Genomic DNA, 14,647 nt, shown 5'->3' with positions numbered 1-14,647 from the left:
TGGGGGGATGCGAGGGGTCTACGGAACAGCCGGCCCGCGACGCAGGCCGGAAACAGCGGTCAGTCCTGCCAGCGGCGGAAGATCAACGAGGTGTTGATGCCGCCGAAGGCGAAGTTGTTGCTCATGACGTAGTCGGTCTGCAATGCGCGGCCCTCGCCGGCGATGTAATCCAGCGCACCGCAGCGGGGATCGACCTCATGCAGATTCAGGGTCGGGGCGAACCAGCCCTCGCGCATCATCTCGATGCTGAGCCAGGCTTCGAACGCACCGCAGGCCCCGAGCATGTGGCCGACGTAGCTCTTCAGCGAGCTGATCGGCATGCCCGGCCCGAACACCTGGTGGGTGGCCTGGGTTTCGGCGATGTCGCCGTGCTCGGTGGCGGTGCCGTGGGCGTTGACGTAGCCGATCCGATCGGCGGCCAGCCCGGCATCTTCCAGCGCCAGCCGCATCGCCTGCGCCATGGTGCCGGCGCTGGGCTGGGTGACATGCTGGCCATCGCTGTTGGTGCCGTAGCCGACCACTTCGGCCAGGATCGTGGCGCCGCGCGCCTGCGCATGCTCCAGTTCTTCCAGGATCAGCGTGCAGGCGCCCTCGCCCAGCACCAGGCCGTCGCGGTGCGCATCGAAGGGGCTGGGCGTGGTCTGCGGCGCGTCATTGCGCACACTGGTGGCGAACAGGGTGTCGAACACCGCCGCGGCGGTGGCGTCGAGCTGCTCGGCACCGCCGGTGACCATCACCGTCTGCTTGCCGCTGCGGATCGCTTCATATCCCGAGCCCACGCCCTGGCTGCCCGAGGTGCAGGCGCTGGAGGTGGTGTAGACGCGGCCGGACAAACCGAAGAACACGCCGATGTTCACCGGCGAGGTGTGGCTCATCATCTTCAGGTAGGTGGTGGCGCTGATGCCTTCGGTGGTGTGCTCATGGAGCATCCGGCCGAACTCGGCGGTGGCTTCGTGGCTGCCCGAGGACGAACCGTAGGCGACGCCGGCCATGCCACTGCGCAGCACCGGATGGCCCAGCAGGCCGGCCGCCTCCAGCGCCCGTTCGGTGGCGCGCACCGACATCACCGCCACCTTGCCCATGCTGCGGGTGGTCTTGCGGTTGTAGTTGGACGGGAGCTCGAATTCCTCGGCTGGCGCGGCCAGGCGGGTATTCAGGCCATCGAACACTTCCCACTCGGGGATGTAGCGCACCGCGTTGGTCCGCGCCTGCAGGCGCGCGCGGATGCCCGCCCAATCCTGGCCGAGCGGGCTGATGGCAGCGGCGCCGGTGACCACGACGCGACGATCGGGGCGGGCCATCAGACCATGCCTCCGTTGACCGAGATCACCTGGCGGGTGATGTACCCCGCGGATTCGGAGAGCAGGAAGGACACCGCCGCAGCGACCTCCTCCGGCTGGCCCAGGCGGTTGGCGGGAATCAACTTGAGCGCGTGCTCGACCACTTCTTCATTGACCATCTCGGTCTCGATCAGGCCGGGGGCCACGCAGTTGACGGTGATCGCGCGGCTGGCCAGTTCCAGCGCCAGCGCCTTGGTGGCGCCGATGATCCCGGCCTTGGCCGCACTGTAGTTGGTCTGGCCGCGGTTGCCGACCAGGCCGGACACCGAGGACAAGGTGACGATGCGGCCCGGCCTGCGCCGGCGGACCAGCGGCATCACCAACGGATGCAGCACGTTGTAGAAGCTGTCCAGGTTGGTGTGGATGACGGCATCCCAATCCTCGGCCGGCATCGCCGGGAAGGCGCCGTCGCGGGCGATGCCCGCGTTGCAGACCACCCCGTAATAGGTGCCGTGCTCGGCGATGTCCGCTTCCAGCGCGGTGCGCGCGGCGTCACGGTCGGCCACATCGAACATCAGCACCCGGGCCTGGCGGCCCAGGGCCTGGATCTCGGCCACCACGGCCTGCGCTTCCTCGATGCGGCTGCGGCAATGCACCACCACATCGAAGCCGTCGCGCGCGCAACGCAGCGCCACGGCACGGCCGATGCCACGGCTGGCGCCGGTCACCAGCACGGTCAAATTCCCTGTCATGCCTCTCCAGTCTCCAGATAGGCCATCGCATCCGTGGGTTCAAACACGGAGACGTTGGCGACCGCCATTTCGATATCACCTGCCAGGATCCGGCAGGCGAACATGCCCAGGCCATTCTCGCCCAACAGCTCGCAGTTCGCCTCCACCCGCAGGCAACTGCCGGCGGCGAAGAACGGCTGGTGGGCGGTGTAACGGCGGGTGCCGAGCAGGAAGCCGATCGACGGCGCCCGGCCGGCATGGCGCGCGCGGCACCCGGCCCAGGCGGCGATCGCCTGGGCCATGTATTCGACCCCGACCCAGGCAGGCACACCGTCGGGGGTGCAGAACAGACCCTGCGCCGGCACGTCCACCTCGACCGCGATGGATGCGTCCTCCCAGGCCACCACGCGGTGGATCAGGCGCATGCTGTCGCGGTGCGGGAGCACCGCGTCGATGTCATCGGGCAGCGGCATGCTCATCCCCGGGCCAGCGCCAGCACGGCATTGCTGCCACCGAAGGCGAACGAGTGGCTGAGCACATGCTGCAGCGGCCGCGCGGCGCACGTGCCCGGTGCCACCAGCGCCAGCGCCGGCAACGCGTCATCGGCCTGCCCGTCCCACCAGTGGGTGGGCAGCTGCTGGTCCGGGTTGTCCGCCAGCGTCATCCAGCACAGCGCCGCCTCGATCGCCCCGGAGGCACCGAGCGTGTGCCCGGTCAGCGGCTTGGTCGAGCTGGCCGGCACCTGCGTGCCGAGCACCGCCGCGACCGCCTGGCTTTCCATCGCATCGTTATGGCCGGTGGCGGTGCCGTGCAGGTTCACGTAGTCGATCTGCGCCGCGGCCAGGCCGGCCCGGTCCAGCGCCTGCTGCATGGCATCGATCGCGCCGCGTGCCTGCGGGTCCGGGGCGGACATGTGGTGCGCGTCGGAGGATTCGCCCCAACCGGCGAGGCGCACCGGGCCCGGCTCGCGCGTCATCAGGAACAGCGCCGCGCCTTCGCCGATGTTGATCCCGCTGCGGTTCACCGAGAACGGATTGCAGCGCGACGCCGAGACCGACTCCAGCGCGCTGAACCCGGCCACGGTGAAGCGGCACATCGAATCCGCGCCGCCGGCGACCACCGCATCGACCGCGCCGGCCTGCAGCAGGCGCGCGGCCGACATCAGCGCCTTGGCGCTGGAGGAACACGCGGTGGAGATCGTCCACGCCGGACCGGTACTGCCGATCCGCTCGCGCACGAAGCGCGCGGCGGTCCCCATTTCCTGCTGCGCATAATGGAAATCGGCCGGCCATGTGCCGTCGCGATGGTAGCTGCGCAGCGCGCTCTCCGATTCGCCGATGCCCGAGGTGCTGGTGCCGATGATCACCGCCACGCGCTCGGCACCAAAGCGGGCCACGGCGGCAGCGACGGCCTCGCGGATCTGGCCGAGCGCCGCGTCGAGCAGGCCGTTGTTGCGGCCACGCAGCGCCACCGGCAGCTCGGCCAGGTCCGGCAACGGCGCATGGACCTCGCCCAGCGCCAGCGTGCGGCCGGGCAGGATGGCATCGTTGTCGCGCAATCCGCCGGGCTGTGGCGCGAACAGGCCGCCGCGCACCTCGGCGCGGTCGGCGCCCAGCGCACAGATCACGCCCAGTTCGTTCAGATAGACCGCACTGCTGCTCACTCTTGGCCCTGCCCCATGTCCATCGATTCGATCACCAGTTCATAGCCCTCGGCCAGGTTGCGCAGGCGCACGCGGCCATCGGGCAGCGTGTCGCGCACCAGCCAGGGTTTGCCGCCCTGCTCCAGGCTCCGCACGCCATCGGTCTCCTGCAGGGTCCAGCCGGCCGGCAGCGCGGCGCGGATCGCCGCCGCCGGCCAGAGCGAGAACTGCAGGTCGTCCAGCACGCGTTCACCGCGCACCTGCGGCGGCAGCCACGGCGCACGGGTCTGTTCCAGGTGCTGCCCGTCCCAGACCATGCGCACGCCGGTCTGGCCCATGACCTGTACGGCCAGCCGCACCTGCCCGGCATCCACTTCCAGCAGTGCGTCCAGCTCGCGCTCGTGGCTGCCGAAGCGGAACTGCAGGCGCTGCTGCAGCTGCACCGGCTGCGGCAACGCCGAGGGCGCCAGCTGCAGCGTGGGCAGCTGTACCAGCGGCGTGGGCATCCGGGTGCTGGCACACGCGGCCAGCAGCAGGCTCAGCAACAGGGTCAGGATCAGGCGCTGCACAGTTCCTCCAATACGCGCAGGCGCCGGCCACTGGCATCGGCGACATACGGGTTCTGCGTGTCCCACGCGTAGCCGGCCAGGATCGAGGAGATCATGCGGCGTACCTCCGGCTGCGGATCGGGATGGTAGATGATCTTCTGGAAGCCGCCGGCATACCAGGCCTCGACGAAGCGCCGGAAGGTCTTCACGCCGGCGCGCAGCGGCACCGAGAAGTCCTGCTCCCAGTCCACCGTGTCGCCGGCCTGTTCGCGTGCCAGGCAATCGCTGGCCAGCTGCGCCGATTTGAAGGCGATGGTCACGCCCGAGGAAAACACCGGGTCCAGGAACTCGCCGGCATTGCCCAGCAGCGCGTAGCCCTCGCCCCACAACGAAGAGACGTTGGCCGAATACCCGGTGATGGTGCGCACCGGCAGCACCGCCCACTCGGCATTCCTGAGCAGTCGGGTGAGGTTCGGGTCTTCGCCGACGATCGCCTGCAGCTTCTCCAGATCGGTACCGGGGTAGCGTTCGAAGAAGGCCGGCTCGGCCACCACGCCCAGCGAGCAGCAGCCGTTGGAGAACGGAATCGTCCAGTACCACACGTCCACGTGCTCGGGATGGGTGGTGATCAGGATCTTGTTGCGGTCGAAACCCGCGCCGGCTGGAATGTGGTCGCGCACGTGGCAGAAGATCGCGCCGCGCACCGGGAAGTTCGACGGCGACTCCAGCTTCAGCAGGCGCGGCAGCAGCCGGGCGAAGCCACTGGCATCGAGGATGAAGCCGGCTTCGATGGTGTATTCGCTGCCATCCGGGCGGCGCACCTGCACCTGCGCCGGGCGCCCGGGCTGCACCGACAGCACTTCATCGCCGAAGCGCAGCGTGGCACCCATGCGCTCGGCACCGCGCGCCAGCACGTCATCGAAGTCGGCGCGCTGCACCTGATAGGTGGTGCCCCAGCCAGGCGAGAACTTGTCGCGGAAGTCGAACTCGGTGGTCGCCTCGCCGCGCACGAAGGCCGCGCCGTTCTTGTACTGGAACCCGGCCTGCACCACATCCTGCAGCAGACCGGCGGCCTCGATGTACTCCATGCTCTGCGGCAACAGGCTCTCGCCGATCGAGAAGCGCGGGAACTGCTGGCGCTCCAGGATCAGCACCTGGCGACCTTGCTGGCGCAGCATCGCAGCGGCCACGGAACCGGCCGGGCCGGCGCCGATGACCAGGATGTCAGTACGTTCCACGTGCAGGTTCATCGGATACATCCTTGATCAGATCATGAAAGGGGAAAACGCGGTCGCTCAGTGCGGTGCGTCGTGCGGCGGTGGGCGGAACAGCGGCGAAATCAGCCAGACCAGGCCGATGCCGAACAGCAGGGTCAACCCGAACGCGCGCAGCGCCGGCGTGGCCGACAGCCCGAGCAGGCCGAAGGACAGCCAGGTACTGGCCGCCCCAACGCAGACCGCGAGCCAGGCACTGGCATCGCCGCGGTGTTCGATCAGGAAGATGCCGTAATCGATGCCCATGCCGAGCAGCAGCATCAAGGCGAGCACGTTGAACAGCTGCAGCGGCTGCCCGAACAGGCCCAGCAGCGCCAGCGTCAGCGCGCCGGCGACCAGGGTCGGCGCGAGCACGCGCCAGGCCTGCCCGCGGTAGCGCCAGTACAGCACCGCGAACACCAGCGCGATGCCGATCAGCAGCAGGCCGCTCATCAGCTTGCGGTAGTGCTTGAGCAGCCCCGAGAAATCGGCAGTGCGGTCGACCCAGCGCACGCCGTCGATGCCCTTGGCCTGCGCTTCCAGCAGCGTCAGCGCATCGGCGCGCGAGAGGTCGTCGACCATCACCACCGAGGCCACGCCCTGCCCGACCGTGCCCAGCCACAGGTGGCGGAACGGCCTCGCCGCCGGCGAGGCGAGGAAGGCCTCGGCCTGCAGATCCTGCGCGGCGTAGGCCGGGCGCAGCAGTGGCTCACCCACGGCCTCACCGACCTGGGCCAGCACCTGCGGCTCGACCCTGGCAGTCAACGCGGCGTCGGCGTGCTGCCGCTGCTGCGAAGGCAGCCAATCGCTGATCGCGCGGTACCCCCCGATCTGCTTGTCTGCCTCGAGCACGCGCAGCCGGTCGATCAGCGCTTCTTCGCGCTGCAGCACCTGTTCGGCGGTGTCGCCCTGCACCAGGTAGAACTGGGCCGGACTGGGCATGCCGAGCATCTGGCTGATGCGGATCTGCTGGGCGATCAGCGCGGGCGGCGACGACTGCAGGCTGCGCAGATCATCGTTGGTCTGCAGGCGGGCGATGCCGAGCACGGACAGCACGGTGACCACGCCCAGGAACAGCGCGGCCCTGCGCCCCTGCAGGCGCGGCCAGCGCTCCAGCGTGGCGCCGAGCCAGCGGGCGAACGCGGTGCGGCGGATCTCGCCGCCATCCAGCCACGGGAACCAGAAGATCACGGTGAGGAACGCGGCCGCGAGGCCGACCACCGAGAACAGCGCCATCTGGCGCAGGCCCGGGAACGGCGCCAGGCCCAGCGCGAGATAGGCCAGCGCACTGGTCAGCAGGGCCAGCCACAACCCGGGCAGCAGATGCCGCAGCAGCTTCCAGCGGCGGTCGGCGGGTTCGGCCTGGCGCGAGGCGAACCAGTGGATGCCGTAGTCCTCGGCAACGCCGACCAGCGACGCACCGAACACCAGGGTCAGCACGTGCACCTTGCCGAACACCAGCACGGTCACCGCCAGCGCGACACCGCAGCCGATCAGCAGCGAGGCGGCGACCAGCAGGATCGGGCGCAGCGAGCGGAACGCCAGCCACACCAGCAGCAGCACCGCCGCCAGCGAGCCCCAGCCGATCGTATTGATTTCCCAGCTGGCCTGCACCGCCGCCGCCTCGGCATGCAGCGGCACACCGGCACGCAGCACCTCCAGGCCCGGCGCCTGCTTGGTGGCGGCTTCCGCGGCCGTGTCCAGCAGCAGATCGATGTGCCGCTCGCCGTCGAGCTTGAAGGCCGAACCGACCGTGTCGTACTGCACGATCGACCAATGCTTGCCGTCGGCTTCCAGCAGGCCGTCATCGCCCATCTGCAGGCCCGAGCCCAGCGCGCGTTCCTGCCACCACTGCGGCCACAGCGACAGCGGATCCTGGCGCCATTCGGTCAGGCGCGGTGCGCCCATCGGACCGTACAGCGCCGCCAGTGCCGATGCTGCCAGGCCCTCGGTGGGTTCGTCCTGCAGGCGCTCGCGCTGTGCACTGGTCAGCAGGCGGTCGCGATACGGTGCGTAGAACGCGCGGGCCTGATCAAACCAGCCCTCGATCGAACCGCTCTGCTGCAGCAGCGGGGCCGCGCCCTGCTCTGCCTTGATGGTGCCGCGGAAGGCCGCCTCGGCCGCCTTGGTCCGTGCCGCATCGGTGCTGCCCAGCAGCACCACGATCTGACGTGCATTGGCATCGGCGATACGCCGGGTGACATCGGACAACAGGCGGTCATGCGCGTCCTGTGGCAACAGCGCGAGGATGTCGGTGTCGATCCGGGATTCGCTCTTCCACAGCTGCCACTGCTGCACGCCGAGGCCGACCAGCACCAGCAGCCACACAATGGCCAGCCAGCGCCAGATGCGCTGCAGGCGTCCGTTCGAGGTCAGCACGTCATTCAAACCTGCCGCCCTCGTCCGCGCTCAGCGTGGCCGGCGTCTCGCTCATGCCCGCAAAGTGGATGCGGGTGACGTCCTGGTTGGCCTCGTTGATCTGGACTTCGCGCACGTAGCGGTCGCCGCTCAGGGTGAGCTGCGCGAACACCTTGCCGAGCATCGCCGAGCGCGGGGTCAGCTGCATCTTCCAGGCGTTGCCCGGCAGCACCTCGACCTTGACCGTGAACTGCGCCGACAGCGCCTGCGCATCGCCGCTCATCAGCGCGAACATGATCGCGTTGACCGAGCGCATCGCTGGTTGCTGGCGGCCATCCATTTCGACCCGGCTGCTGCCATCGCGTTGCCGGCTGAGGATGCGGTCACGGGTGACCACCACCTCGGAGGGGAACGGCTTGAGCGTGGTCCAGATCACCCCATGCGCCTGGGCCAGCACGAAGCGGCCCTGCGAGCGCAGCGGGTTCTTGAAGCCGGCGACCTGCTTCTCCTGGGTGAACTCGCCGCGCAGCACGTCGACCTTGGCCACGCGCTGTTTGACGACCTCCACATCGGTGGCGGCCCACGCCGGGGCGACCACCGCCAGCATCACCAGCACGCACAGCGTGCGCAGGAAACGGTTCATTGCGGTTGCACTCCCAGACGCTCCCACAGTACCGGCGGGCACAGGTAGAGCATTTCATTGGTGGCCGCGTCGACCGCGACCTGGATGGTATGGGCGCGGGTCAGCGTGGTGCCGCTGTCCGCATCCAGGATCTCGTAGGCGATCTTCAAGCGGTTCTCCCACTCGGTGATCGTGGCGCGCACGCGCAGCGCCTGACCGTACAGCAGCGGCCGGATGTACTTCACCCGCGCATCGACCACCGGCCAGAGGTACCCGGAATCGCGCATCTGCGGGTAGTCGTAGTCGTGGCGCTCCAGCAGCGCGCAGCGCGCGATCTCGAAGTACTTGAAGTAGTTGCCATGCCAGACCACCTGCATCGCATCGCAGTCGTGGAAGGCCGGCGACAGCGCCACCTCGAAGCTCAGCTCAGGCGTCGACATACAGCTCCCAGCGCTGTGCGCGGATATCGTCCAGCAGGGCGCGCAGCTCGCCATCCAGCGCGCGGTCTTCCTCGATCAGGGCGATGCGCGCGGACAGGTCCTGGTACATCGCAGCCAGGTCGCCGTGCAGGGTCGCCTTCATGCCGACGCGCTCGCGCAGGGCCACGCCCTGGCGGGCGGTGATCAGCAGCGCGGCGACGACCTGTTCGGTCAGTTCGATCACGCGCAGGCAATCGCGCGCGGCGATGGTGCCCATGCTGACCTTGTCCTGGTTGTGGCATTCGGTGGAACGGGAGAATACCGAGGCCGGCATGGTCTGCTTGAGCGCTTCGGCGGTCCAGGCCGAGACGCTGATCTGCAGCGCCTTCAGGCCATGGTTGATCGCCGCACGCTCACCGGTGGCGGCCGACAGGTTGGCCGGCAGGCCGTGGTTGAAGCGCGCGTCCACCACCAGGGCCATCTGCCGGTCGAGCAGATCGGCCAGGTTGGCGATGGTGTTCTTCAGCGCATCCATCGCAAAGGCGATATGGCCCCCGTAGAAGTGGCCGCCATGCAGGATGCGCTCGCCTTCGACGTCGATCAGCGGATTGTCGTTGGCGCTGTTGAGCTCGGTTTCGATCAGCTGGCGGAAGAACGGCAGTGCGTCCTGCACCACGCCGATCACGTGCGGGGCGCAGCGCAGCGAGTACCGGTCCTGCAGGCGCTGTTCATTGCGCGGCGGGCGGTCGCTGTGCAGGTCCTGGCGCAGGCGCGCGGCGATCTGCGTCTGGCCCGGATGGGGCTTGGCGGCGAACAGCATTTCATCGAAATGGTGCGCGTTGCCGTCGCTGGCCAGCACGTTGAACGCGGTCAGGCGCGTGGCGAGCTTGGTCAGGTAATCGGCGCGGTCATACGCCAGGCAGGCCAGCGCGGTCATCACGGCGGTGCCGTTCATGATCGCCAGGCCTTCCTTGGGGCGCAACCGCAGCGGGGTCATCCCGATCTCGGCCAGCACCTCGGCGGCCGGGCGGCGCGCGCCCTGGTACATCACTTCGCGCTCGCCGCACAGCACCGCGGCCACGTAGGACAGCGGGGTCAGATCGCCACTGGCGCCGACCGAGCCCTCGGCGGGAATCAGCGGCAGCACATCGTGGTGCAGCAGCGTGGCCAGGCCCTGCAGCAGCGGGTGGCTGACCCCGGACATGCCGCGCACCAGCGAGGCCAGGCGCGCGGCGATCACCGCGCGGGTTTCCTGCGGATCCAGGAAGCGCCCCAGGCCACAGCCGTGATAGGTGAACAGGTGATGCGGCAGCTCGGCCACCAGTGCCGGCGGAATGTTCACCGTGCACGAATCGCCGTAGCCGGTGGTCACCCCGTAGATGACGCCATCTTCGCGCAGCAGGCGATCGAGAAAATCCGCGCCGCGCTGGATCCGCGCGGTGAATGCGGCATCGTCGGTGACGACGGCCCGGGCCTGGCGCTGCGACAGCGCGACCACGTCTTCGATGGTCAGCGGCGCATCGCCGAAGCGGACGGAGGGTGCCTGATCGGCCTTACTTGCCATGAGATGCCTGATCCCAGAAGGGGAAGAAATTGAACCAGTCCAAGGGTGCCTGGGTGACCTGAACTTCCAGCCACCGGGCGAAATGCTCGGCCTGCGCGGTCAGCGCGGCGTCACGCGAACCGCGCGGCAATACGATGCGGTCGGTGAACTGTTCGAAGCGCACCTGGTAGCCACGGCCATGATGCAGGCAGGCCATGGTGTAGACCGGGCAGGCCAGCGCCGCGGCCAGCACATAGGCGCCGATCGGGAACTGCGCGGTGTGGCCGAGGAACGGGGCCGGTACGGTGCGCCCGCCACGCAACGGCACGCGGTCGCCGACGATGGCCACGAAGCCGCCCGCCTCCACCCGGCGCTGCAGTTCGACCGCGGTGGCCGGGCCCATGTCGGTGACCTGCAGCAGCTCCACCGAGGCCAGCGGATCGAGCCGCTGCATCAGGCGATTGAAGCGCTGCGCGTGGGCGGTGTGCACCAGCACGGTGATGTGGAAGCCCGGCACCCGCTCGGCCAATACCTGGCACAGCTCCAGGCAGCCGATGTGCGCGGTGAGGATCAGGCCGCCTTCGCGGCGCGCGATCTTGTCCAGGACCAGGTCGCGCTGCAGGTAGATGTGCTCGGGTGGATAGCGGCCACCCAGGCCGAGCAGCTTGTCGAGCATGGTGTCGGCAAACAGCGCGAAGTGCTTCAGGCTCTGCCAGCGTCCCGGTGCCGAGGCGAACACGCCGGTATGCGCCTGCAGGCGCTGCAGGTACTGCAGCGAGGATTCGCGCGCGACCCGGTTGGTCAGCCAATGGCAGAGCACCACCGGGTAGACGCACAGGCGGAACGGCCAACGGCCGAACCACCGATGCACCCAGCACAGGAACAGCACGCCGGCGGCCGAGGTGGACTCGCCGATGTCGGCCCAGTGCGGCGCGCTTCCGGGTGCGGGCGTGGTCATGCGCGCGGACCCGCGATGCGCTGCCACAGCAGCCGCGGCGCGCGCCACAGCATCCCGAAGAACAGGCGCGCATGCATGCGGCTGATGCGCACGTTGTCGCGCCAGACATCGAAGTGCGACACGCCATCGCTGGGATAGGTGACCGCGGTCGACACGCTGATCACCTTGATGCCACGCCAGAACAGCCGCACCAGGATCTCACTGTCGAAGTCCATGCGCCGGCCGATGGTTTCCTCGCCGATCAGGCGCGTCACCGGTGCCAGCGGGTACAGCCGGAAGCCGCACATCGAATCGCGGATCTGCAGCGACAACGTATTGATCCAGACCCAGATATGCGTGGCATAGCGCCCATACAGGCGCGCCTTCGGCACGCTGGCGTCGTAGACCGGGATGCCGCAGATCACCGCCTCCGGCTGCGCCTGCGACAGCGCCACGAAGCGCGGGATGTCGGCGGTTTCATGCTGGCCATCGGCATCGATCTGCAGCACGTGGGTGTACCCCAGGCGCGCCGCTTCGGCGAAGCCAGCCAGCATCGCGCCGCCCTTGCCCTGGTTGATCGGCAGCCGCAGCAGCGTGACCTGCGGTGCGTGCGCGCGCGCCAGCGCATCGAGCACCTGCGCGCACGGCAAGTGAGAACCGTCGTCAACCAGCAGGCACGGCACGCCACTGGCCAGCACACCCTGCACCACCGCGCCGATCGCGTGCGCGTGGTCGTATACCGGGATCACCACCAACGGGGCGAAGGCCGGCCTGCTCACGCGGGTACCGGTGTCCTCACGCATCGCCGAACACCACCCGGCCGCTGGCGTGCACGCCATGGTCGGAGACATAGCGGAAGCTCATGGCGGACTTGGCTGCATCCCAGCCCAGGCTCAGCTGCAGGCGGTCGCCCGGGCGCGCCACGTGCTGGAACTTCACCGCGTCCATCCGCAGGAACCGCGGCGGCATCGTGAACGCGCTGCGGCCGTAGTGGATCGCCCAGTCCAGCTGGACCACGCCCGGCAGAATCTTCGCCTGCGGGAAGTGCCCGTCGAACGCGACCAGGTCCGGATCCAGCACGAACTGCAGCGCCGCGGTGGTGGCATCGCGCTGCTGCCACTCGGCCGTGGGCAGCACCGGGCGGAACAGTGCAGCCAATGCCGCGACCGTGACCTTGCCCTGCGCGTTGAAAGGCAGTTCGTCGATGAAACGCCAGCGACGCGGCCGGGTCACGGCATCGTGGCTGCGGGCCAGGTGTGCGATGAGCTGCTGCGCCTGGCGGCGGCGCTCGGCATCGTTCCACTGGGCGGCACCTGCAGCCTGCGGCACCACCACGGCGGCCAGCTGTTCGCGCGCGCCGGGCAGCACCAGGACGCGCACGTCCTGCACCGCGGGGTGCGCACGCAGCTGCTGCTCCAGGCCATCCAGCGAGACGCGGCGCTCTTCGATCTTGACGATGCGGTCGGCGCGGCCGAGCAGGCGGAAACTGTGGCCGTCATCGGCCACGGCCCGATCCTGGGTCAACCACCAGTCGTCGCCGTCCAGGTGCGGCGAGCGGACCGCCAGGCAGCCCGCGTCGATCCGCCACGCCACGCCCGGCAGCGGATGCCACTGCGGCTGTTCGGCACTCCAGCGGCGCCAGGCGATGCCACCGGTCTCGCTGCTGCCGAACACCTCGGTCGGCGCCACGCCCATCAAGGCGCGCACCTGCAGCGCGGCCTCGGTCGGCAGCGGCCCGCCGGAGGAGAACACCGCGCGCAGCTGGCCGCCCAGCGAGGACCAGTCCAGCTGCTCGGGCAGGCGTTTGAGATGGGCCGGGGTGGCCACCAGCACCGACGGTTGGCCGCCCAGCGCGCTGACCAGGTCTTCGTGGAAGAACCGCCGCGGTTGGATCGCGCGCCCGGCCACCAGCGGCCACAGCACCCGGAACAGCAGCCCGTAGATGTGCTGGTGCGAGACCGTGCCCTGCACCTGCGCGCCATCGAGCTGCTCGCCGAAGGCGGCCTGCAGCGCATCCACCTCGCGGGTCAGCTGGCGCATGCGCTTGACGATCGCGCTCGGCGCGCCGGTGCTGCCGGAGGTGAACACCACCAGCTCCAGCAGCGCCTCATCCAGCGGCTGCAGCACCCGCGCCGGATCGACCTCTGCATCGGGCTGCAGCGGTGTGTACCGCGCCGGCACGTCACCGGCGAATCCGGCCACGCGCGGGCTCAGCCCTTCCAGCGTGGCCGGCAGGTTGTCGCCGCCGAGGAACACGCGCTTGCCGGCATGCCAGGCGCCCAGCAGGGCGGCGGCGAAGGTGAGCGTGTCATCGAAATACAGTGCCCAGTCGGTGCCGGGCGCCCGCGCGAACGCCTGCTGCCAGCGCAGCACCTGCGCACGGAACTGCGGGTGGTCCACCACGGTGTCGCCGACGATGCCGACGATGCGGCCGGGCCGCGGCGCCAGCGCCAACCGGTCCAGTGCGATCCACTCAGCCATGCGCGTGCGCCGCCTTGACCCGTCGCCGGACCAGCCACTCCCCGCCAAACAGCGCACCCATCATCACGTAGGCCAACACTCCGTTGTAGAACGCCCAGACCTGGTTGGACGCCCACAGCGCCGTGGCCAGGGCCAGACTTCCATTGAGAACAAAAAAGCCGCACCAGATCCAGGTGACGCGGCGGGTATAGAGCACCGCGAACGGCGGCAGATCCGGCTCGCTCAACCGCGCCAGGCGCTCCACGGCACTGGGCCCGAAGCGCAGGCTGGTAGCGAAGATCACCAGCATCACCGCGTTCACCAGTGCCGGGTACAGCTTCAGCGGCAGCGCCTCGTTGAAGGCCGTGGCGATCAGGGCCAGCAGGCCGGTGCCGAGCGCGGCCACCCACCACACCGCCTGGCGGGTGGTCAGCGCGCGCAGCGCGGCCAGGGTGAACAGCAGCAGCGACAACCAGCGTGGCTCGAACCGGCCCAGCGACAGGTAGACCACCAGCGGGTATGCCAGCGACAGCAACGCAAATGCCGCGACGCGTACCCGGACCATGGTCAGTCTTCAGCGATGGCCGTCAGGCGGCCGCTTGACCGGGCAACAGCCCGTGCACCACATCGACGATGTCCTGCACGGTACGCACCTGCTTGAACGCTTCCGGCTGCAGATTGCGGCCGAGCAGCGGCTTGAGCTGCACGATCAGGTCGACCGCGTCGATGCTGTCGATGTCCAGGTCGTCGTACAGGCGCGCGGCGGGCGTGATGCGGCTCGGCTCGATCTCAAAGCTGTCCTTGAGGATCTTGACGATGCGCTCGAAAAGTTCGGTCTTGGTCATGGGTAAATC

Annotated in this window: 15 protein-coding genes; all 15 read right to left on the bottom strand. The window is 69.2% G+C overall.

What is annotated here, in order from left to right; genetic code table 11:
• Positions 1–59: 59 nt before the first annotated feature.
• Genes ABE473_RS03940 through ABE473_RS03870 form a run of 15 tightly spaced genes read right to left on the bottom strand, consistent with a single transcriptional unit; the run spans position 60 to position 14,638 of the window.
• Positions 60–1,301, bottom strand: a complete 1,242-nt coding sequence (locus tag ABE473_RS03940; RefSeq protein WP_346488577.1) for a beta-ketoacyl-ACP synthase — start codon at positions 1,299–1,301, stop codon at positions 60–62.
• Positions 1,301–2,032: a 3-ketoacyl-ACP reductase FabG2 gene (locus ABE473_RS03935; RefSeq protein ID WP_346488576.1), complete on the bottom strand. Its 732-nt coding sequence runs from the start codon at positions 2,030–2,032 to the stop codon at positions 1,301–1,303. Before ABE473_RS03935 ends, ABE473_RS03940 begins: the two co-directional genes overlap by 1 nt.
• On the bottom strand, positions 2,029–2,484 hold the full coding sequence (locus ABE473_RS03930) for a hypothetical protein (RefSeq protein WP_257018678.1): 456 nt from the start codon (positions 2,482–2,484) through the stop codon (positions 2,029–2,031). Before ABE473_RS03930 ends, ABE473_RS03935 begins: the two co-directional genes overlap by 4 nt.
• Before the next feature lie 2 nt (positions 2,485–2,486).
• Positions 2,487–3,674, bottom strand: coding sequence for a beta-ketoacyl-[acyl-carrier-protein] synthase family protein (locus tag ABE473_RS03925; RefSeq protein WP_346488575.1), 1,188 nt, complete (start codon positions 3,672–3,674; stop codon positions 2,487–2,489).
• The gene (locus ABE473_RS03920; RefSeq protein WP_346488574.1) at positions 3,671–4,222 is read right to left on the bottom strand and encodes a DUF3261 domain-containing protein; all 552 of its coding nucleotides are present in this window, start codon (positions 4,220–4,222) and stop codon (positions 3,671–3,673) included. The genes ABE473_RS03925 and ABE473_RS03920 overlap by 4 nt, the downstream gene beginning before the upstream one ends.
• Positions 4,210–5,451 carry an NAD(P)/FAD-dependent oxidoreductase gene (locus tag ABE473_RS03915; protein ID WP_346488573.1) on the bottom strand — a complete coding sequence of 414 codons (1,242 nt, stop codon included), beginning with the start codon at positions 5,449–5,451 and terminating at the stop codon, positions 4,210–4,212. The genes ABE473_RS03920 and ABE473_RS03915 overlap by 13 nt, the downstream gene beginning before the upstream one ends.
• 45 nt (positions 5,452–5,496) lie before the next feature.
• Positions 5,497–7,842 (bottom strand): MMPL family transporter, encoded by a 2,346-nt coding sequence (locus ABE473_RS03910; RefSeq protein WP_346488572.1) that lies wholly within the window; start codon positions 7,840–7,842, stop codon positions 5,497–5,499.
• Positions 7,835–8,455 carry an outer membrane lipoprotein carrier protein LolA gene (locus ABE473_RS03905; protein ID WP_176987828.1) on the bottom strand — a complete coding sequence of 207 codons (621 nt, stop codon included), beginning with the start codon at positions 8,453–8,455 and terminating at the stop codon, positions 7,835–7,837. The genes ABE473_RS03910 and ABE473_RS03905 overlap by 8 nt, the downstream gene beginning before the upstream one ends.
• Positions 8,452–8,874, bottom strand: coding sequence for a thioesterase family protein (locus tag ABE473_RS03900; protein WP_346488571.1), 423 nt, complete (start codon positions 8,872–8,874; stop codon positions 8,452–8,454). Before ABE473_RS03900 ends, ABE473_RS03905 begins: the two co-directional genes overlap by 4 nt.
• On the bottom strand, positions 8,861–10,417 hold the full coding sequence (locus tag ABE473_RS03895) for an aromatic amino acid ammonia-lyase (RefSeq protein ID WP_346488570.1): 1,557 nt from the start codon (positions 10,415–10,417) through the stop codon (positions 8,861–8,863). Before ABE473_RS03895 ends, ABE473_RS03900 begins: the two co-directional genes overlap by 14 nt.
• Positions 10,407–11,354: an acyltransferase gene (locus tag ABE473_RS03890; RefSeq protein WP_346488569.1), complete on the bottom strand. Its 948-nt coding sequence runs from the start codon at positions 11,352–11,354 to the stop codon at positions 10,407–10,409. The genes ABE473_RS03895 and ABE473_RS03890 overlap by 11 nt, the downstream gene beginning before the upstream one ends.
• Entirely contained in the window at positions 11,351–12,136 is a 786-nt protein-coding gene (locus ABE473_RS03885; RefSeq protein ID WP_176987824.1) for a glycosyltransferase family 2 protein, read from the bottom strand. Before ABE473_RS03885 ends, ABE473_RS03890 begins: the two co-directional genes overlap by 4 nt.
• Entirely contained in the window at positions 12,129–13,814 is a 1,686-nt protein-coding gene (locus ABE473_RS03880; RefSeq protein WP_346488568.1) for an AMP-binding protein, read from the bottom strand. Before ABE473_RS03880 ends, ABE473_RS03885 begins: the two co-directional genes overlap by 8 nt.
• On the bottom strand, positions 13,807–14,358 hold the full coding sequence (locus tag ABE473_RS03875) for a hypothetical protein (RefSeq protein WP_176987822.1): 552 nt from the start codon (positions 14,356–14,358) through the stop codon (positions 13,807–13,809). Before ABE473_RS03875 ends, ABE473_RS03880 begins: the two co-directional genes overlap by 8 nt.
• A 22-nt stretch (positions 14,359–14,380) precedes the next feature.
• Entirely contained in the window at positions 14,381–14,638 is a 258-nt protein-coding gene (locus tag ABE473_RS03870; RefSeq protein ID WP_176987821.1) for an acyl carrier protein, read from the bottom strand.
• Positions 14,639–14,647 lie beyond the last annotated feature (9 nt).

The organism is Stenotrophomonas sp. TWI700, assembly GCF_039673645.1.
In the GTDB taxonomy this organism is placed as follows: domain Bacteria; phylum Pseudomonadota; class Gammaproteobacteria; order Xanthomonadales; family Xanthomonadaceae; genus Stenotrophomonas; species Stenotrophomonas maltophilia_AA.
This window is presented reverse-complemented; position numbering and strand designations above follow the sequence as displayed.